Here is a 20,185-nt window from a genome sequence, read left to right as displayed (position 1 = left end):
AAAAAACTCCGGGATATGTCTCTTTATCGGCACCGCATCTTGAAACTTTAGTGCCCCAGACGACAATATCGCTGCCCAGCCCGCTTTAAAAGGCGACCTCCACCATGCCGCCCGCACGCGCCACGCCGCTGATTTGCTGGCCGCTTTGGGTGCGTACCTGCACCACCTGGCCGTCGCCGGCATTGCCGATGGCGCGCCCTTCTGACGCCACCTGGAAACCGTTGCCGCTCGAGATCACCCGCACCAGCTGGCCCTGGATGACCACCGGTTTGCGGCGCAGGGTGTCGAGGCGCATCGGCGTGCCGGGTGGCAATGACACGTTCGAGCTGGCGCCCACTACTTGGGTCATGTCGGTGGCGATGCCGGCTGGCAAGGCGGCCAGGTCGCCCTGCATGGTCACCAGCTGGGTGGCGTCGATCGCTTGTCCTTGCAGCAACGGTACGGCGCTGGCCACGTAATCGCCCACCACCGCTACATTCGCTTGTAGATAGATAGTCCAGTTGACGGGTTGCGTACAGCGCACACCCACCGTGGTTTTGCCCCAGGCGCGCGCACCGGGCGCCATGAAGGCTTGCGGTGCAGGGCAGGGCGCCAGGTTCAGCCGTGTATCGACGGCACCGACGGTGACGGTCACCTTGCCTGGCAAGCCATTGCTTTGCAGTAACAGGAACTGTTCCACGCTTTGCCGTAGCGCTTCCGGCGACTGGCGCCCGGCGGCCGCGTTTTGCGCCTGTGCCATCGGCGCCAGCATGGCTAGCGGCAGCAGAAGGGAGAGAGCGGTGAAAAGCGGTTTTTTCATGGTGATAGGCCTCTGGAATAGTGCCATGATAGTCCGCGCCAGCGTGTTCGAAGCGAGGATTAAGGGGTAAAAGTGCGGTCTGATCCGGCGATGGCCGGGTGGGGCGCCGCCGTACTATCTTTCCTGTCATCACTAAAACGCCATCTATCCGCCAACCGGGCGCCAGTGGCGACTTTTTCCGGAGCCTGAAATGATAGGTAAACTCGACGATTACATGCGTTTCAATGAGACGGCGCTGAGCTTGCGTTCGACGCGCCAGGAAGTACTCGCTTCGAATATCGCCAATGCCGATACGCCGAACTACAAGGCGCGCGATGTCGATTTTGCCAGTGCCCTGAAAGGCGCGCTGGCCAAGGCCGATGGTGCGGCGCCCGCATTGAAGGGCACTTCGCCCCAGCATATGGCGGGCAAGGGTGTCGCGGGCGCGGCAGGCAGCAAGGCCGCTGGCAGCCTGGCCGATGGCACGCCGCTGCTGTACCGCACGCCGGCCCAGGGCGCAGTCGATGGCAATACGGTCGATATGGATCTGGAGCGTAATGCCTTTGCCGATAACGCCATCCGTTATGAAACAGCCATCACCCTGCTCAATGGCCAGATCAAGGGCATGCTCACGGCGATCCAGGGAGGACAATAATCATGTCGCTATTTAATATTTTCAATGTTTCCGGTTCAGCCATGAGCGCTCAGGCGCAGCGGCTCAACACGGTGGCCAGCAACCTGGCCAATGCCGACAGCGCCACCAGCGCCAGTGGCGAAGCCTACCGCGCCAAGCAGGTGGTATTCGAAGCCGTACCGATGGCCAATGGCGCTACCGCCGTCAAGGTGCAAAAGGTGATCGACGACCCATCGCCGATGAAGCTGGTGTATGACCCGAAAAACCCGCTGGCCGACGACAAGGGCTATGTGACCATGCCCAACGTGAATACCGTCGATGAAATGGTCAACATGCTGTCGGCGTCGCGCTCGTACCAGACGAACGTGGAAACCATGAACGCGGCCAAGTCGCTGCTCCTGAAAACCCTTACTCTTGGCCAATAAGGCTCACTACTATGGCGACCGTTGATACCAGCACCTCCATCTCGAATGACTTGATGGCGACGATGAATCCGAAGAAGACTACGGTCGATCCGAACAGCGTCGAAGCACAAACCAACAAGTTCCTGACCCTGCTGGTGACCCAGCTGCAAAACCAGGACCCGATGAACCCGCTCGATAATGCACAGCTGACCAGCCAGCTGGCGCAGCTGTCGACGGTGACGGGCATCAATAATCTCAATTCGACCCTGGATAGCTTGAAATCGAGCTATCAGCAAGCTGAATCGATGCAGGCAGCCAATATCATCGGTCACGGCGTCTTGACGGCGGGCAATAGTATCAACCTGAGCAAAAGTGCCGCGCTGCTGGGCGTGGATCTGACGACGGCGGCCGACAAGGTCAAGGTGGACATTTACGACAAGTCCGGCAAGCTGGTGCATTCCATCGACCTGGGCGCGCAAGATCCTGGCACCTTGCCGCTGGGCTGGAACGGCACTACCGGTGATCTCGATGCGGATGGCAAGCCGGTGGTGCTGCCTGATGGTGCTTACACCTTCAAGGTAGTGGCGACGCGCGGCGGTACCGAGTTGAAAGACGCGACTGCCCTGATGTTCGGTTCGGTGGCCAGCGTGTCGACGGGCGCCAGCGGCGTGAAATTGAATGTGCCGGGCGTGGGCAGTATCACGATGGCGGATGTGAAGCAGATTCTGTAACTCGGGCCGATCCGGTCTCCCTACCTAATTCCTACCAGGAGAATGCAATGTCTTTCCAACAAGGCCTGAGCGGCTTGAACGGCGCCGCCAAATCGCTGGACGTCATCGGTAACAATATCGCCAACTCGTCCACCGTGGGTTTCAAGCAGTCGCAAGCGCAGTTTGCCGATATCTATGCCAACTCGCTGTATGGCGTGGCTGGCAACCAGGCAGGCATCGGCGTGTCGGTCTCGCAAATTGCCCAGCAATTTACGCAAGGTAACATTGAAAACTCCACCAATCCACTCGATATCGCCATCAATGGCAGCGGCTTCTTCCGTACCAGCGTCAATGGCGCCATCCAGTATTCGCGCAACGGCCAGTTCCAGGTCGACAAGCAGGGTTTCATCGTCAACGCCCAGCTGGCCCAGCTGACCGGTTATCCGGCCGATGTCAACGGCAAGATCCTGGCCGGCGCTGCCGTGCCGCTGCAGATCGATCCATCCGATATGAAGCCGCAGGCTACGACCAAGGTCGATACCCAGGTCAACCTCGATTCCAATTCCAGCATGCCGACCACGGTGCCGTTCAGCATGACCGATCAGAATTCGTTCACCAAGCAGTTCCCGGTAGAGGTCTACGATACGCTGGGTAATCCGCACACCATGTCTAATTTTTACGTCAAGACAGGCACCAATACCTGGGACGTGTACACGGCCAATGACTCGATGGAAGTAACCAGCATGAAAGCGGCGGCCGCCCTGCAGACGGACCCGGCTGCCCTGGCCGCGCGCGCCGCTTATCAGACCGCTGTGACGACCGTGCCGCTGAACGCCGCCAACGTTGCCAATGCTGCTGTCGCTTATGGCAACGCCGCCGGCGCCGCAGTGTCTGCCGCCGCTGCCGCTGCTGGCGCATCGCCGGCCCAATTGGCAGCGATTGCCGCCACCTACGGCAGCGCAGTACCTGACGGCATCAACTCGAGCCGCACGCCGGACCAGATCGATGCCGCGATTGCTGCCGTGACGGTGGTGCCTGCCGTCAAGACGGCTTCGCTGGTGTTCAACTCCAGCGGCAGCCTGGACAAGGTCGCCATGTTGAACCTGACGCCGCCGCAATCATTGCCGATTACCGTCAATCTGCCGATTTTCCCTGCCACCGGGGCCAATCCTACCTTGTCCATCAAGGTCGATTTCAGCAACTCAAGCCAGCTCGGTATCGCCACCAGTGAAAAGAAAACCACCGCCGATGGCTACAAGGCTGGCCAGCTGAGCCGCTTCGTGGTGGGCGACGACGGCATCATCCAGGGCCAGTACAGCAATGGCCAGACGCGCAGCCTGGGCCAGGTCGTCCTGAGTAACTTCTCCAATCCGAACGGGTTGGTGCCACTGGGTAACAATGCCTGGGCAGAAAGCTCGGCCTCGGGCGCACCGATCACGGGCGAGCCGAAAACCGGCAACCTGGGCAACCTGCGTGCGCAGGCGGTGGAAGTGTCGAACGTCGACCTGACAGCCGAACTGGTCAACATGATCACTGCCCAGCGCGCTTATCAGGCCAATGCGCAGACCATCAAGACGCAGGATTCCGTGCTGCAAACCATCGTCAACCTGCGCTAATGAGCGAAAGCCGGGGTCAGACCCGTCGGGTCTGACCCCATCCAGGAGAGAAAATGGACCGTCTTATCTACACCGCCAGTTCCGGCGCCAAGCACATCATGGAAAAGCAGTCGACGACTGCCAACAACCTGGCGAACGCGACCAGCACGGGTTTTCGCGCCCAGCTCGATTCTTTCCGCGCTGTGCCGGTGGTGGCCGACGGGCTGATGCCCACGCGCGCCTTCGTCGTCGACTCCACGGTCGGTTCGGATTTTTCGCAAGGGCCGATGCAGCACACGGGCCGGCCGCTCGATGTGGCGGTGGAAAACAGCGGCTGGATCGCGGTGCAGTCGGCCGATGGTTCGGAAGCCTATACGCGCAACGGCAGCCTGAAGATCAATGAGAACGGCATGCTGCAAACCCAGGCCGGACTGATGGTGCAGGGCGATACGGGCCCGCTGGCGATCCCGCCCGGCGTGACGGTGTCGATTGCCAGCGATGGCACGGTGGGCACGATTTCCACCGATATACCGCCCGGGCCCTCAACCGTGCTGGGCCGCATCAAGCTGGTCAATCCACCCGAACAGCAGCTGGTGCGCGGCGACGATGGCCTGTTCCGCCTGAAAGACGGCACCACGGCGCAAGCCGATCAAGGCGTAAAGCTGACCACGGAAGCGCTGGAAGGCAGCAATGTCAGCCCGGTCGACGCCATGGTCAGCATGATTTCGCTGGCGCGCCAGTTCGAAACGCAAATGAGCTTGTTGAAGAATGCCGAGAATAACGCCGCGAAAGCAACCCAGATCCTTGCTTTGAATTGATAGGGATCATCGCATAATGGTCACATAGAAATTGTTCACAGGCCTGCCGGCGCTGTTACTGGAGAAAAAACATGATACGTTCACTTTGGATCGCGAAGACGGGGCTGGAAGCGCAGCAGACGCAGATGGATGTGATCGCCAATAACCTGGCCAACGTCAGCACCACCGGTTTCAAGAAGTCGCGCGCCGTGTTCGAAGACTTGTTGTATCAAAACGTGCGCCAGCCCGGCGCGCAATCGTCACAGCAGACCCAGCTGCCATCGGGCTTGCAGATCGGCACTGGCGTGCGCACCGTGGCCACCGAACGCATCCATACCCAGGGCAACCCCCAGGCTTCCGGCAATTCGCGCGATGTGATGATCAATGGCACGGGTTTCTTCCAGGTACTGATGCCGGACGGCGCTACCGCCTACACCCGCGACGGCTCCTTCCAGACCGATAACAATGGCCAGCTGGTCACTTCCGAAGGTTTCGTGATCCAGCCGGCGATTACCGTGCCGACCAATGCGCTGAGCATTACCGTGGCGCGCGACGGTACTGTCTCCGTCACCTTGCCCGACACCGTCGCACCGGCCCAGATCGGTTCCCTGCAGCTGACCACCTTTGTGAACGCGGCCGGCCTGGAATCGAAAGGCGAAAACCTGTACATGGAAACGGGCGCTTCCGGTGTGGCCCAGACCAATACGCCGGGCACCAATGGCGCCGGCTTCTTGATGCAGGGTTATATCGAAACCTCGAACGTCAACGTGGCCGAAGAAATGGTCAACATGATCCAGACGCAGCGCGCCTACGAGATCAACAGCAAGGCCATCACCACGTCCGACCAGATGCTGCAGAAACTGTCTCAGCTTTAATTTTTTTAGTCGTCATGCCGTCCGTTGCCGGATGGCAGCGGAGGTAAGTCATGCAATACCCCATACTCGCCCTGTGCGCCGCAGCCTTGCTGTCGGGCTGCGCCGTCACCCCGACCTCGATCGTGCCTTACCCCACCACCACGCGCGCGCCGATGCCCGAACCGGTGGCGGCCAACAACGGTTCCATCTACCAGCCGTCGACTTATCGCCCTGCCTTTGAAGACCGCCGCGCGCGCCACGTGGGCGACACCATGACGATCGCCATCACCGAACGTACCAACGCCGTCAAGGCGGGCGCCAGTTCGGGCAACAAGAGTGGCAGCGTGGGCTTCAGCACGCCAGGGTTTGCCCAGGGCCGCTTTGGCGGCACCGTGTCGGCCAATGGTGCCACCAAGTTTGCCGATGGCGACAACCAGTCGGCCAGCAATACTTTTTCCGGTACCATCGGCGTGACAGTCATCGAGGAATTGCCTAACGGAAACTTGATCGTGGCGGGCGAAAAACAGATCGCCATGAACAAGGGCACGGAATTCATCCGTTTCTCGGGCATGGTCAATCCCGACACCATCGGCATCGGCAACGTCGTGCCATCGACCCAGGTGGCCGATGCGCGCGTGGAATACCGCACCAATAGCCAGATCGACCGCGCCGAACTGTCGTCGATGTTTTCGCGCTTCTTCCTCAGCCTGATGCCATTCTGATCATGGCGACCCTGACCTTTTCCCGTTTGCTCGCCACCTGCGGCTTAGCTGTCGCCATGCTGGCGCCGATGGCCCACGCCGAGCGCCTGAAAGACCTGGCCAGCATCGCCGGCGTGCGGCAAAACCAATTGATGGGTTATGGCCTCGTCGTCGGCCTCGATGGCAGTGGCGACCAGACCACGCAAACGCCGTTTACCATCCAGAGTATCGCCGCCATGTTGCAGCAGCAAGGCATCAACATGCCGCAAGGCACCAGTTTGCAATTGAAGAACGTGGCTGCCGTGATGGTGACCACGGCCTTGCCGGCGTTTGCCCAGCCGGGCCAGTTGCTCGATGTAACCGTTTCATCGATGGGTAACGCCAAGAGCTTGCGTGGCGGCACGCTGCTGATGACGCCGCTCAAGGGCGCCGATGGCCAGGTGTATGGCATGGCGCAGGGCAACGTACTGGTCGGCGGCGTAGGCGCCCAGGCGGCCGGCAGTTCCGTGGTCGTGAACCACTTGAGCGTAGGGCGCATCTCGGGCGGCGCCACTGTTGAGCGTGCCGTGCCATCGCTACTGGGCGCCAACGATATGGTGCGTCTGGAACTGAACGCCACCGATTTTTCCACCGCCAGCCGTGTGGTCGACGCTATCAACAGCCGTTACGGCCCCGGCACCGCCGCCGCGCTCGACGGCAGGGTGATACAGGTGCGTTCGCCCGGCAATAGCGACCAGCGCGTGGCCTTTTTGGGCCAGCTGGAAAGTATCGAAGTCAACCCGGCCAGGCTGGCGGCCAAGGTCATCCTGAATGCGCGCACGGGGTCGGTGGTGATGAACCAGTCGGTGACCCTGGATACTTGTGCTATCTCGCACGGCAATTTGTCCGTCACTATCAATACCGAACCGCAAGTGAGCCAGCCGCCGCCGCTGTCCGGCGGGCGCACGGTCGTTACGCAAACGGCGCAGATCGATATCAAGTCGGATCCGGGCAAGGTGATGCTGGTCAAGGGCGGCGCTTCGCTGTCCGACGTGGTCAAGGCGCTCAATGCGATTGGCGCCACGCCGCAAGACTTGCTGGCCATCTTGCAGGCGATGAAGGCGGCAGGTTCGCTGCGCGCCGAACTGGAAATCATTTGATGGGGGCGCCATGATCAGCCAAACTGACCTCAACAATAACGCGGCCTATGACGTCAAGGGCATGGATGGCTTGCGCCAGTCGGCCAAGGCGCAAGATCCCGGAGCGTTGAAAGAAGCGGCCACGCAGTTTGAAGCCATGTTCATCAACATGATGATGAAAACCATGCGTGACGCCACCCCGCAAGACGGCATCATGGATAGCCAGCAAAGCAAGATGTACACCTCGATGCTGGACCAGCAAACCAGCCAGAGTCTGGCCAAGCGCGGCACCGGCCTGGCGGACGCGCTGCTGCGCCAGTTGTCGGCCAGCCAGCCGCTGGCTACCGATGCCACGGAAGTGCCATCGCCACGTTCCTCGAGCATGGCGCAGGCGCTGGCCGCTTTCCGCCAGCAGCAGAACGCCGTCAGCGATGGCGCCACGGCCAATACAAACGCTAAAACTGGCGCCACGCAAGCGCCGCACGTGCGCGCCTTCCAGGAAAAACTGGGCGCCCATGCGGAAGAAGCCAGCCGCGCCACCGGTATTCCGGCCAAGTTCATGTTGGGCCAGGCCGCGCTGGAAACGGGCTGGGGCAAGCGCGAAATCATCGGCCGCGACGGCAGCAGCAGCCACAACCTGTTCGGCATCAAGGCCACGCCCGACTGGAAAGGCAAGGTTACGCAAGCCGTTACTACCGAATATGTGAACGGCAAGCCGCAAACGCGCGTGGAAAATTTCCGCGCCTATGACAGCTATGCCGACAGCTTCAAGGATTATGCGCAGTTGATTACTGGCAACAAGCGCTATGAAAAGGTGCTGGCCAGCGCTGGTGACGCCAGCAGTTTCGCGCAAGGCCTGCAAAAAGCTGGTTATGCGACCGACCCCAATTATGCTGCCAAATTGACAAAAATTATCAAGCATTCCCTGGTGGGTTAAGCCCATCTGCTTAACGCGTGCTTGCCAAGGCACCGCTGATTTTTCAAGTTTTCGTGATATGTGCCGTAAATAATCTGGACAGGAACTTATAAGACATCATGACCTCCAATCTTCTCAGTATCGGCAAAAGTGGTTTGCTTGCAGCGCAGGTGGGCTTGGCCACGACTGGGCATAACATTACCAATGCCAACGTGGACGGCTACAACCGCCAGGTCGTGCTGCAGCAGACCTCACAGGCCAACAATGCCGGTTATGGTTTTGTAGGCACGGGTACCGAGGTGTCGGAAGTCAAGCGTCAATACGACAGTTTCATGTCGACCCAGGTCAATAGCGCGCAGGCTACCACCAGTTCGCTGGACGCTTATTACACCCAGATCAGCCAGATCGATAACCTGATGGCCGATACGACGGCCGGCCTGTCGCCAGCCTTGCAGGATTTCTTCAAGGGCGTGCAGGATTTCAGTTCCAATCCCTCGTCCGTGGCGTCGCGCCAGGCCTTGCTGTCGAGTGCCAATTCGCTCGCTTCGCGTTTCCAGAGTCTCAGTGGGCGCTTGACGGAAATCGGCGATGGCGTCAATTCCCAGATCACGTCGAATGTGACGGTGATCAATTCCTATGCCAAGCAGATTGCGGCGCTCAATAGCTCGATTTCGCAATTGACGATCAACGCCAGCAACCAGCCCAACGATTTGCTGGATCAGCGCGACCAGCTGGTCGCCGAGCTGAACAAATACGTCAAGACCACCTCGCAGCCTGGTTCCAATAACACGATCACCGTGTCCATCGGCTCGGGCCAGCCGCTGGTGGTGGGGGACCGCAATTTCGAACTGGCCGCCACGCCATCGCTGACCGATCCGAGCCGCGTCGAAGTGGGGTATGTCACGGGCAGTACAGTGACAGTATTGCCGAAAAATTCACTCACGGGTGGCTCCCTGGGCGGCTTGCTAGATTTCCGTAGCGAAACCTTGGACACCGTGCAAAATTCGCTGGGCAAGGTCGCCATCGCGCTGGCCACCACCTTCAACGACCAGCACAAACTGGGCCAGGACTTGAATGGCGCCATGGGAACGGACTTTTTCAAGGTGCCGGACCCCGTCATCGGCGCCGATATCCGCAACAGTTCGTCGAGCACCACGGTATTGTCGGCCAAGGTCAGCGATCCTACCCAGCTGACGGCCAGCGATTACAGCCTCAAGTATGACGGCAGCAATTATGTGGTGACGCGCCAGAGCGACGGTGCACGCACCATCATCAATCCGTATCCGCAAACCAAGCCGCAAACCATCGATGGCGTCGACTTTTCGATCTCGGGCACGGCAGCGGAAGGCGATAACTATGTGATCAAGCCGACCGCCAATGGCGCCGCCGGCCTGTCCGTGCTGACGACCGACGTCAACAAGCTGGCTGCTGGCGCGCCTATCACCACCGGCGCGCCGGTCAGCAACACGGGTAATGCCAAGCTTGGCCCCGGTAGCGTGGACAGCGCTTATTTGAATCCAGGCAATGCGCTGACCAGTACGGTGACTTTGACCTATGACAAGACCAGTGGTTCGCTGTCGGGCTTTCCGGCCGGTCAGGCCGTGACCGTCAAGGGCCTCGATGGCGCCAGCACCACATATCCGGCCGGCACGGCAAATATTCCGTACAAGGAAGGCGACAGCTTCAACTTTGGCGGCATCAATATCAGCATGACGGGCGCGCCAGCCCAGGGCGATACCTTTACCATCGCGCCGAATGCGGGTGGCGTGGGCGACAACCGCAACGCGGCCGCGCTGGCCGGCTTGCAAACCAAGAATATTCTCGATGGCGGCAAAGCCACGTTCCAGGGTTCTTACGCGCAAACGGTCAGCTATGTAGGAAACAAGACGCGCGAAGTGCAAGTCAGCGGCCTGGCCAGCATGGCCTTGTTGCAACAAAATACCAGCCAGCAGCAATCCGTTTCGGGCGTCAACCTCGATGAAGAGGCGGCTAACCTGCTGCGTTACCAGCAAGCGTACCAGGCGTGCGGCAAGGTGATGCAAATCGCCAGCACCCTGTTCGACGTTGTGATCGGTATCGCACGTTAATTATATGCGCGGCGGCCCGGGAGGCCGCCGCCACCAGGAGGGACAGCATGCGTATCAGTACCAGGATGATTTATGACGCGGGCACTTCACAGCTCAATACGCTGCAAGGCGCGCTGAACCGCACGCAGATGCAATTGTCGGCCAACCGCCGCAACCTGACGCCGGCCGATGATCCGATCGCCTCGGCGCGCGCGCTGGAAGTGACGCAGTCGCAATCGATCAATACCCAGTTTGTTACGAACCGCTCGAATGCCAAGAATTTCCTGTCCCAGGAAGACCTGGCGCTGGGCAGTACCACATCACTGATCGCCGACGTGCAGGAGCTGGTGGTCAAGGCCGGTAATCCTTCGCTCAAGGACGTGGACCGCCAGAGCCTGGCGACCGAACTGCAAGGCCGGCTGACCGATTTGATGGGGATTGCCAACACTTCGGACAATGCGGGCGGTTATCTGTTCGGCGGCTACAAGTCGAGCACCCAGCCGTTCAGCCAGACCGCCGCCGGCGCGACCTATGTGGGCGACCAGGGGCAGCGCCAATTGCAGGTCGGCTCTTCACGCTATCTGCCGACCAGCGATTCGGGCGCCGCCGTGTTTGAAAACAATCTGACGGGCAATGGCAAGTTCACCACGGCGGCCGATACGGCCAATTTCACGCGTGGCGGCGCAGGGATTATTTCTGGTGGCACCGTGACGGACCCGACCAAGCTGACCGGCCACCAGTATTCCATCGATTTCCAGGTAACAGGCACGGGCACCGACGCCGTCACGACCTATACCGTGACCGATACCACCTTGGGCCAGACCATACCGAACCCGGCCGTACCTGTGCCCTACAAGGCGGGCGATGCGATTAACTTTGACGGCCAGCAAGTATCGATCTCGGGCAAGCCGGCCGACCAGGACAAGTTTACGCTGGCGCCCAGCGGCAAGGAATCGATCTTTACCACCTTGACCAACCTGATCAGCGCGCTGAACCAGCCCGCTGGCGGCGATGCGGGTCAGGCGCGGCTGACGGGCGCCTTGAACACGGCCCATAACATCCTCGATACGGCTTACGACAACGTGCTGTCGGTGCGTGCCGAAGTGGGTTCGCGCCTGAAGGAGCTCGATACGCTCGACAGCGCGGGCGACGACCTCGACCTGCAATACGCCAGTACCTTGTCGGGCTTGCAGGACCTGGATGTGGTGAAAGCCATTTCCCAGTTCAGCCAGCAACAAACGACTTTGCAGGCCGCGCAAAAATCGTTCACGGCGATGTCTGGCCTGTCGCTGTTCAACTACATCAGCTAGCCCTCACGCGCAGTGTGACTTCCGGCAAGCCGGGGTACGGAGATTATCTCCGGCCCCGGCTTTTTTACGTTCCTGAACTTAATGCTTAGACAATCTATACAGGTAAACTGTGCAGTCTACCTGTCTATCTGTTATAGTAGCGCCTATCGAATCATCCGGTTTTTTCATGAATTCCACCAACAACGAATATGAACACGAGCAGGTGCTGCACCTGGCTGGCGAATTGCGCATCCTGGTCGGCAAGCTGCGCCGCCGCCTGCGCGAAGAAGGGCATATGGGCGACATCAGCATGTCGCAGGCATCGGTATTGGGCTGGCTGGAGCGCGATGGTCCCGCCACCGTCAGCAGCCTGGCGCGCGTCGAAGGCATGCGGCCGCAATCGATGAGCGCCATCGTGTTGGCCTTGAGCGAGGCGCAGATGGTGACGGGTGCGCCCGATCCGCAGGATGGCCGGCAAACGATCTGGTCGCTGACCGATACCTGCCGGGCCTGGATACGGGAAAGCCGTGCCGCGCGGGAAGACTGGCTGGCGCACAACATCGAAAGCCGGCTGACGGCGGACGAGGTCAACGAGCTGAACCGCGCAGTCGCATTATTAAAACGTCTGGCGCAATGATGCGCCGCTAAACAAATTTACCCCGGCAAGGAGTCCCCCCACGCAGATGCACAATACTTTCCGTTCGCTACGCAATCCCAATTACCGTATCTGGGCCGGCGGCGCCCTGGTGTCGAATGTCGGCACCTGGATGCAGCGCACGGCGCAGGATTGGCTGGTGCTGAGCGAACTGACGCACCACAACGCCAGCGCCGTCGGCATCGTCATGGCCTTGCAGTTCGGCCCGCAATTATTGCTGCTGCCCTTGACGGGTATGGCAGCCGATTTGCTGGACCGGCGCAAGCTGCTGCTGTGCACGCAGGCGGCCATGGGCTTGCTGGCGCTGGGATTGGGCTTGCTATGCATCAGCGGCACGGTGCAGCTATGGCAAGTGTATGTGTTTGCTTTGCTGTTGGGCTGCGTAACAGCCTTCGATTCGCCCGTGCGCCAGACCTTTGTTTCTGAAATTGTCGGCGAAGAAGATCTGACGAATGCGGTGGCGCTCAATTCCACCTCCTTCAATGCGGCGCGCATGCTGGGTCCGGCCGTGGCAGGTTTGCTGATCAGCAGCGTGGGCAGCGGCTGGGTCTTCATCATCAATGCGGCCTCGTTCGCCGCCGTCATCGCTTCACTGTTGCTGCTGCGCGTGCAATTGCTGCGCCGGGCACCGCGCATCGCCGCGACCAGGGCCAGCCTGGGCGAAGGTTTCCGTTATGTAGGCCAGCGGCCCGACCTGATGGCCATCTTGCTGATGCTATTCCTGATCGGCACCTTCGGCTTGAACTTCCCCATCTTCCTGTCGACCATGTCCGTCACCGCCTTCCATGCCGGGCCGGGCCAGTATGGCTTGCTCAGTTCCATCATGGCGTGTGGTTCGGTGGCCGGCGCGCTGATGGCGGCCGGCCGCGCGCAGCCGCGTATGCCGCTGCTGCTGGGCGCCGCCGCCCTGTTCGGCATCGGCTGCGCGCTGGCCGCCGTGATGCCCAATTACTGGCTGTTCGGTTTGCTCTTGGTGCCGGTCGGTATCGCTGCGCAAACTTTTACCACCAGCGTCAACAGCAGCGTGCAATTGTCCACCACGCCCGCGATGCGGGGCCGGGTGATGGCGATTTTGCTGGCGATCATGGCCGGTGGCACGCCACTCGGTGCGCCCATCGTGGGCTGGGTAGCCGACACCTTCGGCCCCCGCTGGGCGCTGGGCATCGCGGCCATGTCTGGCGTGACGGCTGCCCTGGTGGGCGTGCGCTATCTGGTGAAATACCAGCAGCTGCAGCTGCATGTTGATGTGCGCCGCTGGCGCTCAGGCAGCCAATAAGGCCGCATGGGCGGCGGCCTCGATGGCCTGGCTCAATTGCTCCAGCAGGCCCGAGCTGGCACGCGCCGTGTGCCAGTACAGCGGCACGTCGAGCGCGCTGTCGGGCAGCAGTTCTACCAGCGCGCCGTCGGCAAGGTAAGGTGCGATCAGCGCCTGCGGATGCAAGCCCCAGCCCATGCCGGCCAGGGCCGCCGTGGCAAACGCCTGGGAAGAAGGCACTGTACAGGTATTATCGTCGTGGGCAGCTTATCTACCTAAGCCCATAAGGAAGTTATCTACCTGTTCGAATAGGTAGGTGTTGGGGTCAGTACCGCAATCTTTACCAACTAGCAAATCCGAAATTTCCTTGACTGTGAGAGTCAGTATCAATTTTCCGTGTTCACGCATTGCTCCCTGAATGACCCGGATTGATGACTGGGAGCATCCGTGGGGTGAAATGATTATCGCAACTTTTCTTAGCGCAGATGGATATAGGTACTTCTCGGTTGTAATGATTTCGCTTTGAGTAATTGCAGCACCATAATTTTTAAATTCGAACACAACATATCTGCTACTCAAATCAGAAAGTATGAGACGCCAAACTTCTGAGTTTGGGAGAATTCGGCATACTAGATCACGGCGATGCAGTCCGTCCTCAGTTTCGCATTGCTCATGCCACCCATGTAAATCTTTTTCGAATAAATATTTCAATGCATTAATGCAAGCCCCTTCAAAGTCCCTTGAGCCCTCTCTTCCTGGTTGGATTGCTAAAAACGATTCCGAAAGGGTTTGTCCTTTAGCTTGCTCGGATGTATTTTGAAAATTTTCTACCTGTGGTTGATTTTCTGTGGAAATTGTAACCGGTGCGCTTACTTCAAATAATTGTTCGAATTTAAGTAATAGTGAGGGAAACGCAGTTGCTTCTTGAAAGAGTCGATCAGAGTCCCATACTTCAATATCTTCATTCTTGGCAGCGGCTTCAAGTTGAGGGTTTAAACGGCATGAAATGACAAGTAGTCCACGTTTTGCTTTTAATAGGGACTTGATAGTCTTGGTTCGTCGTAAAGCTCGCATAAATAGATCGACGCTAGGGGGCGATAAATATCGATAATGTTTTACTTCGACGACGCTCAAATTATGCGGGGGCCAAATATAACATCGACTTCAAGTATTTGGCCATTGTCTTGCCTAATATTTAGACCAGTTTTGACTGCGTGACCTTCTACCTTATGAAGTAGTTCACCGACTAATTTTTCGAAATTTATTGATGAGTGCTCAGTTGGATGCATGTAATTTTCAATTTTTATTGAAATAATTAGACGTAATATGAGAATTTTTAAAATTAATATTTTGGTAGTAATTTTTGGGAAGGGAGGGGTGACTGATTATAAAAATCAGTCACCTTGCGATGCGAAAACCTAGGCTTTTAATCGTAATTATTTAACATCTTGCGCATTGCGAGCCTTGCAGATTGCATAAGTGTTTGTAAGGGCGAATCATCTATTTCCCCAATATTTGCTTGTTCAGCCATCCACTTTAAGGCTTCTCGGAGCCTAACCGCAACATGATCAGTTACTGCTTCTGCTAAGTCTCCATCTGGCTTAAGCCAATCACGGTTCTGCCCGCAAGCTCGCTCAAAGACAGTGAATACAATATCTCGAATCTGATCAAAGTCGAGAAACCAATTAGATATGTCGGCAGGTTCAAATTCTTCAAGAAGTGCTTGGACAATTGTTATGCAAGTTGGCTCTATTGCTGCGGCAAAGTGTTTTCCAAATACCTCATCGTATTTATTATTATTTTCTCTATGATTTTCTGCAAAAATATTGAAGAATGCTTTCCTATTTTTCCCGGCCAAAGTATTGATGGTATTTGCCGCTAATCGCGAGCTGCTTTTCAGCCAAGATACTTCGTTCTCAGTGAGATCAACGGTTCCGAATTTACTCACAGGAAAGTATCCTGGTTTTTTTGAGTCCAGTAACCCCAAACCAGAACTATCACTCAAAACACTCATTACGCACAAATGCGGCTCTAAATTGATAACCTCAATCAATTCTTGCATTGCCTGTGATAGTTCCGCAATATCAGGCTCAATCGCTTCAGAAAAAATCTCCTGTGCTACTTGAAGGCCAATCTCTCGACTCCGTACTTGGAGATTCGCACGAATTGAATCATCAGAAATTGGGATCGCAGTCACTAGCCCTTTGGCTTTAGTGTGGGCGGCTGCAGCAGAGAAATTTTTCCCCAGTACAATTTGAGCCCATACATTCCGAGAAGTCTCAAGAGGAAGAGTCAAGCCTCTGGACTTCAAAGCAGAGTTGAAGTGGCTGAAGGTACTGCTGAGAGTTTTATAAGAGAATTGCATCGTTAACCTTTCATCGTTCGATTTAATGCCTGGCCGTTTAAGAAATCGAACGTAGTCAACGAAAAATCCGTACCGAAGAGGGTATGAATAGTGTACTGGTCGGCTAGAACCAAGGAGTCCATCCTTCAAGCAACACGAATGCTGCTCTCCTGCGAAAATTTTACAGCACCAGAATTTTTTTTTACAACTGGTAAATTCCCGAGTGAATTTTAAATGTTCAGGATGGGATGGCTCAGAGTAGGATGGTAACAGTAAGGCAATAAATTTTTTATCGGGACTATTTTGAAGGTATTCAGACATAGCGTTATGCGCGGTGGGTCTTTACTATTTTTCTGGTTATCTTACTGAGTGATATGTCGCTTAATATTGCTGGCATATCGTGCCTGGCGGCCGCCATGGTCGGCTTGCGTTATCTGGTGAAACACCAGCAATGGCAGCTGCATGTTGACGTACGGCGCTGGCGCTCAGGCAGCCAGTAGGGCTGCATGGGCAGCGGCCTCGATGGCCTGGCTCAATTGCTCCAGCAGGCCCGAGCTGGCGCGCGCCGTGTGCCAGTACAGCGGCACGTCGAGCGCGCTGTCGGGCAGCAATTCCACCAGTGTGCCATCGGCCAGGTAAGGGGAGATCAGCGCTTGCGGATGCAAGCCCCAGCCCATGCCAGCCAGCGCGGCCGTGGCAAAGGCCTGCGGCGAAGGCAAGGTATGCCGTGGCAGGTCGACATGGCGATGGCACAGGCGGCGCACCCAGCGTTCCTGCAAGGTATCCTTGAGATTGAACACCAGGCTGGGCGCCAGCGCCAGGCTGCCGGCGCCTGCACCCTCGGAGAAATAGCGCTGCATGAAAGCGGGGCTGGCCGCTGCAATGTAGCGCATGGCGCCCAGCGGGCGGCTATGGCAGCCGGAAGCGGGCCGCGCGGTGGAAGTGACGGCCGCCAGCACGGTACCGTTGCGCAACCATTCGGCCGTATGGTCCTGGTCATCGACGGCTACTTCCATCAATACAGGATGCTCCGCTGCAAACGCAGCGATGGCTGGCGCCAGCCAGGTGGCCAGGCTGTCGGCATTCACGGCGACGGGAAGGGGGGCGCGTGGCGCATCCTGCGTAGCCAGCGTTGGCAGGCTGCCGTGCAAATCCTGTTCCAGCAATTGCACCTGATCGACATGCTGGCACAAACGCCGGCCCGTTTCGGTGGCGCGGCAAGGCTGGTCGCGGATCACCAGTGCGCAGCCGACCCGGTCTTCGAGCAGGCGCACGCGTTGCGAAACAGCCGACGGCGTGACATGCAATGCGCGCGCCGCGCGCTCGAAGCTGCCTACACGTATCACCGTGGCCAATGCAACAAGGGCGGAATAATCGAGCATAAGGTAAGTGAAACTTAATTTGATGAAGAAAAGGTAGTTTGCCTTCATTCGTTGATGCAGGCAAGATGCGCCGCATGACTATTTCAACCACCACCATGCCACTCGCTTTTTCCATCTTTTTCCAGGGCCTGGCGCTGGGACTGGGACTCATCGTTGCCATCGGCTCGCAAAATGCCTTTGTCTTGCGGCAAGGCTTGCGGCGCGAACATGTCGGTCCCGTGGTGCTGTTTTGCGCCCTGGCTGACGCCGTGCTGATCGCAGCCGGCGTGCTGGGCATGGCCCAGGCGCTGGGCCAGCGCCCCATGCTGGCCAGTCTGCTGGCGCTGGCCGGTGCGGTTTTCCTCGCGGTGTATGGCTGGCAAGCCTTGCAGCGTGCGCGGCGGCCGCAGCAGTTACGGGCGGCCGAAGGCGGTGGCGGACTCAGCTTGAAAGCCGTGCTGGCGCAGGCAGCGGCTTTTACCTTGCTCAACCCGCATGTCTATCTCGATACGGTATTGCTGGTGGGCAGTATCGGCGCCCAGCAGCCAGCCACACTGCGCGGCTGCTTTATTCTGGGCGCCAGCACCGCCAGCCTGTTCTGGTTCAGTTTATTGGGCTTCGGTTCGCGCTGGCTGGCGCCCTGGTTTGCCCGGCCGGCCGCCTGGCGGGTGCTCGATGGCTTGATCGGCGTGACCATGTTCGTCCTGGCGGCGCTGTTGCTGCGCCATGCGCTGGCCGGTTTTTAATCCTGGCTTGACACTTCAGGGCGTGGCCGGCGCGGTTGGCTTGATAACTGGCGCCGGGCGCAGCGGATTGGGCGGCAGCGGCGGCGGGCGGTCACGCGTGGCGAAGCTGCGCGGCAACAGCCGTACGGTTTCTATGCCGCGCATAAACATGTTCTGGAATGGCGTGGACAGATAGGGCAATACCATGCTGATCGCCAGCAAGCCCACTCCCAGGGTGACGGGAAAACCGATACCGAAGATATTGAGCTGGGGCGCGGCACGCGTCAGGATGCCCAGCGCCACGTTGGTCAGCAGCAAGGCGGCGACCACGGGCAAGGCGATCTGCAAGCCGGTGCGGAAGATTTCCCCGCCCCACAGTGCCAATTGCTGGAAACCGCCACCGCTAATCGGCGAGGCGGATATGGGCAGGCTGACGAAACTTTCGGCCAGCGCCGCCAGCAAGATCAGGTGGCCGTTGATGGTCAAAAACATCAAGGTGGCCAGCATCACCAGGAACTGGCTGATGGCCGACGAGCGGCCCTTGGTCTGCGGATCGAAGAAGGAGGCGAAACCCAGGCCCATCGTCAGGCTGCTGATCTCACCCGCCATTTCGATGGAGGAAAACACGATGCGTACGGTAAAGCCCATCGCCAGGCCCACCAGCATTTCCTGCGTGAGTATCAGCAAACCTGCCAGCGACATCGGGTCGGTGGCGGGCAGGGCGGGCACGGTGGGGGCGATGATCATGGCCAGCAGCGCGCCCAGCGAGACTTTCACGCTGATGGGTACTGCTGCGTTGCCGAACAGCGGCGCGGCCGCCAGCAAGCCGAGGATGCGGCTAAGCGGCCACAGCAATGCTGCGATCCAGGTATTGAGCTCGATGCTGGAAAGGGTCAGCATGGCGGCAAGTCTTGCGGCAACTTAGTTGACCAGGCTGGGGATGCCCGCCAGGATCTGGCGCATGTAGTCGACCAGCACGGACAGTATCCATGGGCCCGCCACGATCATGGCGACGAAGATGCCGACCAGTTTGGGGATGAAGGACAGGGTGGCCTCGTTGATCTGCGTGGCCGCCTGGAAAATACTGACCAGCAAACCGATGATCAGGGCCACCAGCAGCATGGGCGCGGCCACCATCAGGGTGATCTCCATGGCCTGGCGGCCCATCGTCATGACGCTTTCGGGTGTCATCGCGCCTCCCTAGTAAAAACTTTGCGACAGGGAGCCCAGCAGCAACTGCCAGCCATCGACCAGCACGAACAGCATCAGCTTGAACGGCAGCGAAATGGTCGCCGGCGACATCATCATCATGCCCATCGACATCAGCACGCTGGCCACTACCATGTCGATGATCAAAAAGGGGATAAAAATGGCAAAGCCGATCTGGAACGCCGTCTTCAGTTCGCTGGTCACAAACGCGGGCACCAGTATGCGCAGCGGCACGTCTTCCGGCCCTTGCAGGGCGGGCGAACGCGACATCTTGGCAAACAGCGCCAGATCCGTCTGGCGCGTCTGTTTCAGCATAAAGGTTTTCAAAGGCTCCACACCCTTGTCCAGCGCTGCCTGCATGGTCAGCTTGTTTTCCTGGTAGGGCAAATAAGCGTCCGTATAAATCTTGTCGAACACGGGGCCCATCACGAACAGCGTGAGAAACAGAGCTAGCCCTACCATTACCTGGTTGGGCGGCGCCGACTGCGTGCCGATCGCCTGGCGCAGCAGGGACAGCACGATGATGATGCGCGTAAAGCAGGTCATCATCAGCAGGGCCGCCGGCAGAAAGGTAAGCGACGTCATCAGGATGAGCGTCTGCACCGGCAGCGAGTAATTCTGGCCGCCGCCCGGCGCTGGCGTGCTGCTGAAGGCCGGGATACCCGGTTCGGCCAGCGCCCACAGCGGCAAGGCCAAAGCAGCTGCGGCCAGCAGCCATTTCAGATAAGGATGAGGTTGCAGATAAGGTTGCAAGGTGTTCGAGGCCATCGTCTG

22 protein-coding genes and 1 pseudogene are annotated in these 20,185 nt (G+C 58.6%); 15 read left to right on the top strand and 8 right to left on the bottom strand.

The window, feature by feature from the left end; translation table 11 throughout:
* Positions 1-85: 85 nt before the first annotated feature.
* Positions 86-799, bottom strand: a complete 714-nt coding sequence (gene flgA / locus HDE75_RS06575; protein ID WP_183675664.1) for a flagellar basal body P-ring formation chaperone FlgA — start codon at positions 797-799, stop codon at positions 86-88.
* Positions 800-989: 190 nt separating this feature from the next.
* Here flgA and flgB point away from each other — a divergent pair, with 190 nt between their 5' ends.
* From flgB to HDE75_RS06510, 13 genes are all read left to right on the top strand, one after another.
* Positions 990-1,433: a flagellar basal body rod protein FlgB gene (flgB, locus tag HDE75_RS06570; protein ID WP_183675665.1), complete on the top strand. Its 444-nt coding sequence runs from the start codon at positions 990-992 to the stop codon at positions 1,431-1,433.
* Positions 1,434-1,435: 2 nt separating this feature from the next.
* Complete coding sequence (flgC, locus tag HDE75_RS06565; RefSeq protein ID WP_183675666.1) at positions 1,436-1,837, top strand: flagellar basal body rod protein FlgC; 402 nt, start codon at positions 1,436-1,438, stop codon at positions 1,835-1,837.
* 11 nt (positions 1,838-1,848) lie between these two features.
* Complete coding sequence (locus HDE75_RS06560; protein ID WP_183675667.1) at positions 1,849-2,547, top strand: flagellar hook assembly protein FlgD; 699 nt, start codon at positions 1,849-1,851, stop codon at positions 2,545-2,547.
* A gap of 47 nt (positions 2,548-2,594) precedes the next feature.
* Positions 2,595-4,142: a flagellar hook protein FlgE gene (locus tag HDE75_RS06555; protein WP_183675668.1), complete on the top strand. Its 1,548-nt coding sequence runs from the start codon at positions 2,595-2,597 to the stop codon at positions 4,140-4,142.
* A gap of 53 nt (positions 4,143-4,195) precedes the next feature.
* Entirely contained in the window at positions 4,196-4,939 is a 744-nt protein-coding gene (locus HDE75_RS06550; protein WP_183675669.1) for a flagellar basal body rod protein FlgF, read from the top strand.
* Between the two features lie 71 nt (positions 4,940-5,010).
* Entirely contained in the window at positions 5,011-5,793 is a 783-nt protein-coding gene (flgG, locus tag HDE75_RS06545; protein WP_183675670.1) for a flagellar basal-body rod protein FlgG, read from the top strand.
* A gap of 50 nt (positions 5,794-5,843) precedes the next feature.
* Positions 5,844-6,494: a flagellar basal body L-ring protein FlgH gene (locus HDE75_RS06540; RefSeq protein ID WP_183675671.1), complete on the top strand. Its 651-nt coding sequence runs from the start codon at positions 5,844-5,846 to the stop codon at positions 6,492-6,494.
* Between the two features lie 2 nt (positions 6,495-6,496).
* The gene (locus HDE75_RS06535) at positions 6,497-7,612 is read left to right on the top strand and encodes a flagellar basal body P-ring protein FlgI (RefSeq protein WP_183675672.1); all 1,116 of its coding nucleotides are present in this window, start codon (positions 6,497-6,499) and stop codon (positions 7,610-7,612) included.
* A gap of 10 nt (positions 7,613-7,622) precedes the next feature.
* Entirely contained in the window at positions 7,623-8,528 is a 906-nt protein-coding gene (gene flgJ / locus HDE75_RS06530) for a flagellar assembly peptidoglycan hydrolase FlgJ (RefSeq protein ID WP_183675673.1), read from the top strand.
* A 98-nt stretch (positions 8,529-8,626) separates the two neighbouring features.
* Entirely contained in the window at positions 8,627-10,594 is a 1,968-nt protein-coding gene (gene flgK / locus HDE75_RS06525; protein ID WP_183675674.1) for a flagellar hook-associated protein FlgK, read from the top strand.
* 47 nt (positions 10,595-10,641) lie between these two features.
* The gene (flgL, locus tag HDE75_RS06520) at positions 10,642-11,883 is read left to right on the top strand and encodes a flagellar hook-associated protein FlgL (protein ID WP_183675675.1); all 1,242 of its coding nucleotides are present in this window, start codon (positions 10,642-10,644) and stop codon (positions 11,881-11,883) included.
* A gap of 166 nt (positions 11,884-12,049) precedes the next feature.
* Positions 12,050-12,499, top strand: coding sequence for a MarR family winged helix-turn-helix transcriptional regulator (locus HDE75_RS06515; RefSeq protein WP_183675676.1), 450 nt, complete (start codon positions 12,050-12,052; stop codon positions 12,497-12,499).
* Positions 12,500-12,545: 46 nt separating this feature from the next.
* On the top strand, positions 12,546-13,793 hold the full coding sequence (locus HDE75_RS06510; protein WP_183675677.1) for an MFS transporter: 1,248 nt from the start codon (positions 12,546-12,548) through the stop codon (positions 13,791-13,793).
* Here HDE75_RS06510 and HDE75_RS06505 read toward each other — a convergent pair.
* The 3 genes and pseudogenes from HDE75_RS06505 to HDE75_RS06495 all read right to left on the bottom strand — a co-directional run.
* Positions 13,779-14,012 (bottom strand): annotated as a pseudogene (locus HDE75_RS06505) (LysR substrate-binding domain-containing protein); the annotation flags it as partial. The gene HDE75_RS06510 and the pseudogene HDE75_RS06505 overlap by 15 nt on opposite strands.
* 27 nt (positions 14,013-14,039) lie before the next feature.
* Positions 14,040-14,906: a hypothetical protein gene (locus tag HDE75_RS06500; RefSeq protein WP_183752999.1), complete on the bottom strand. Its 867-nt coding sequence runs from the start codon at positions 14,904-14,906 to the stop codon at positions 14,040-14,042.
* Positions 14,907-15,198: 292 nt separating this feature from the next.
* Complete coding sequence (locus HDE75_RS06495; protein ID WP_183675680.1) at positions 15,199-16,137, bottom strand: hypothetical protein; 939 nt, start codon at positions 16,135-16,137, stop codon at positions 15,199-15,201.
* A gap of 353 nt (positions 16,138-16,490) precedes the next feature.
* Here HDE75_RS06495 and HDE75_RS26685 point away from each other — a divergent pair, with 353 nt between their 5' ends.
* Positions 16,491-16,616 carry a hypothetical protein gene (locus HDE75_RS26685; protein WP_260173741.1) on the top strand — a complete coding sequence of 42 codons (126 nt, stop codon included), beginning with the start codon at positions 16,491-16,493 and terminating at the stop codon, positions 16,614-16,616.
* On the opposite strand, the gene HDE75_RS06490 is transcribed toward HDE75_RS26685, so the two are convergent.
* Positions 16,602-17,498: a LysR family transcriptional regulator ArgP gene (locus HDE75_RS06490; RefSeq protein ID WP_183675681.1), complete on the bottom strand. Its 897-nt coding sequence runs from the start codon at positions 17,496-17,498 to the stop codon at positions 16,602-16,604. The two genes, HDE75_RS26685 and HDE75_RS06490, sit on opposite strands and share 15 nt — an antisense overlap.
* A gap of 74 nt (positions 17,499-17,572) precedes the next feature.
* On the opposite strand from HDE75_RS06490, the gene HDE75_RS06485 reads away from it, so the two are divergent.
* Entirely contained in the window at positions 17,573-18,223 is a 651-nt protein-coding gene (locus tag HDE75_RS06485; protein ID WP_183675682.1) for a LysE/ArgO family amino acid transporter, read from the top strand.
* A gap of 15 nt (positions 18,224-18,238) precedes the next feature.
* Here the strand turns inward: HDE75_RS06485 and fliR are convergent, their stop codons facing one another.
* The 3 genes from fliR to fliP are packed head-to-tail and all read right to left on the bottom strand — an operon-like array spanning position 18,239 to position 20,179.
* Positions 18,239-19,102 (bottom strand): flagellar biosynthetic protein FliR, encoded by an 864-nt coding sequence (gene fliR / locus HDE75_RS06480; protein ID WP_183675683.1) that lies wholly within the window; start codon positions 19,100-19,102, stop codon positions 18,239-18,241.
* Positions 19,103-19,123: 21 nt separating this feature from the next.
* Positions 19,124-19,393 (bottom strand): flagellar biosynthesis protein FliQ, encoded by a 270-nt coding sequence (fliQ, locus tag HDE75_RS06475; protein ID WP_183675684.1) that lies wholly within the window; start codon positions 19,391-19,393, stop codon positions 19,124-19,126.
* A 9-nt stretch (positions 19,394-19,402) separates the two neighbouring features.
* Positions 19,403-20,179 carry a flagellar type III secretion system pore protein FliP gene (gene fliP / locus HDE75_RS06470; RefSeq protein ID WP_183676612.1) on the bottom strand — a complete coding sequence of 259 codons (777 nt, stop codon included), beginning with the start codon at positions 20,177-20,179 and terminating at the stop codon, positions 19,403-19,405.
* Between the last annotated feature and the right edge of the window lie 6 nt (positions 20,180-20,185).

The sequence above is a fragment of the Janthinobacterium silvisoli genome (genome assembly GCF_014200725.1).
Taxonomy (GTDB): domain Bacteria; phylum Pseudomonadota; class Gammaproteobacteria; order Burkholderiales; family Burkholderiaceae_D; genus Janthinobacterium.
This window is presented reverse-complemented; position numbering and strand designations above follow the sequence as displayed.

Excerpts from the sequence above, each read along its gene's own strand:
- flgA (WP_183675664.1), bottom strand. The coding sequence starts at position 799 with ATGAAAAAACCGCTTTTCACCGCTCTCTCCCTTCTGCTGCCGCTAGCC.
- flgB (WP_183675665.1), top strand. The coding sequence starts at position 990 with ATGATAGGTAAACTCGACGATTACATGCGTTTCAATGAGACGGCGCTG.
- flgC (WP_183675666.1), top strand. The coding sequence starts at position 1,436 with ATGTCGCTATTTAATATTTTCAATGTTTCCGGTTCAGCCATGAGCGCT.
- HDE75_RS06560 (WP_183675667.1), top strand. The coding sequence starts at position 1,849 with ATGGCGACCGTTGATACCAGCACCTCCATCTCGAATGACTTGATGGCG.
- HDE75_RS06555 (WP_183675668.1), top strand. The coding sequence starts at position 2,595 with ATGTCTTTCCAACAAGGCCTGAGCGGCTTGAACGGCGCCGCCAAATCG.
- HDE75_RS06550 (WP_183675669.1), top strand. The coding sequence starts at position 4,196 with ATGGACCGTCTTATCTACACCGCCAGTTCCGGCGCCAAGCACATCATG.
- flgG (WP_183675670.1), top strand. The coding sequence starts at position 5,011 with ATGATACGTTCACTTTGGATCGCGAAGACGGGGCTGGAAGCGCAGCAG.
- HDE75_RS06540 (WP_183675671.1), top strand. The coding sequence starts at position 5,844 with ATGCAATACCCCATACTCGCCCTGTGCGCCGCAGCCTTGCTGTCGGGC.
- HDE75_RS06535 (WP_183675672.1), top strand. The coding sequence starts at position 6,497 with ATGGCGACCCTGACCTTTTCCCGTTTGCTCGCCACCTGCGGCTTAGCT.
- flgJ (WP_183675673.1), top strand. The coding sequence starts at position 7,623 with ATGATCAGCCAAACTGACCTCAACAATAACGCGGCCTATGACGTCAAG.
- flgK (WP_183675674.1), top strand. The coding sequence starts at position 8,627 with ATGACCTCCAATCTTCTCAGTATCGGCAAAAGTGGTTTGCTTGCAGCG.
- flgL (WP_183675675.1), top strand. The coding sequence starts at position 10,642 with ATGCGTATCAGTACCAGGATGATTTATGACGCGGGCACTTCACAGCTC.
- HDE75_RS06515 (WP_183675676.1), top strand. The coding sequence starts at position 12,050 with ATGAATTCCACCAACAACGAATATGAACACGAGCAGGTGCTGCACCTG.
- HDE75_RS06510 (WP_183675677.1), top strand. The coding sequence starts at position 12,546 with ATGCACAATACTTTCCGTTCGCTACGCAATCCCAATTACCGTATCTGG.
- HDE75_RS06495 (WP_183675680.1), bottom strand. The coding sequence starts at position 16,137 with ATGCAATTCTCTTATAAAACTCTCAGCAGTACCTTCAGCCACTTCAAC.
- HDE75_RS26685 (WP_260173741.1), top strand. The coding sequence starts at position 16,491 with ATGTCGCTTAATATTGCTGGCATATCGTGCCTGGCGGCCGCCATGGTC.
- HDE75_RS06490 (WP_183675681.1), bottom strand. The coding sequence starts at position 17,498 with ATGCTCGATTATTCCGCCCTTGTTGCATTGGCCACGGTGATACGTGTA.
- HDE75_RS06485 (WP_183675682.1), top strand. The coding sequence starts at position 17,573 with ATGACTATTTCAACCACCACCATGCCACTCGCTTTTTCCATCTTTTTC.
- fliR (WP_183675683.1), bottom strand. The coding sequence starts at position 19,102 with ATGCTGACCCTTTCCAGCATCGAGCTCAATACCTGGATCGCAGCATTG.
- fliQ (WP_183675684.1), bottom strand. The coding sequence starts at position 19,393 with ATGACACCCGAAAGCGTCATGACGATGGGCCGCCAGGCCATGGAGATC.
- fliP (WP_183676612.1), bottom strand. The coding sequence starts at position 20,179 with ATGGCCTCGAACACCTTGCAACCTTATCTGCAACCTCATCCTTATCTG.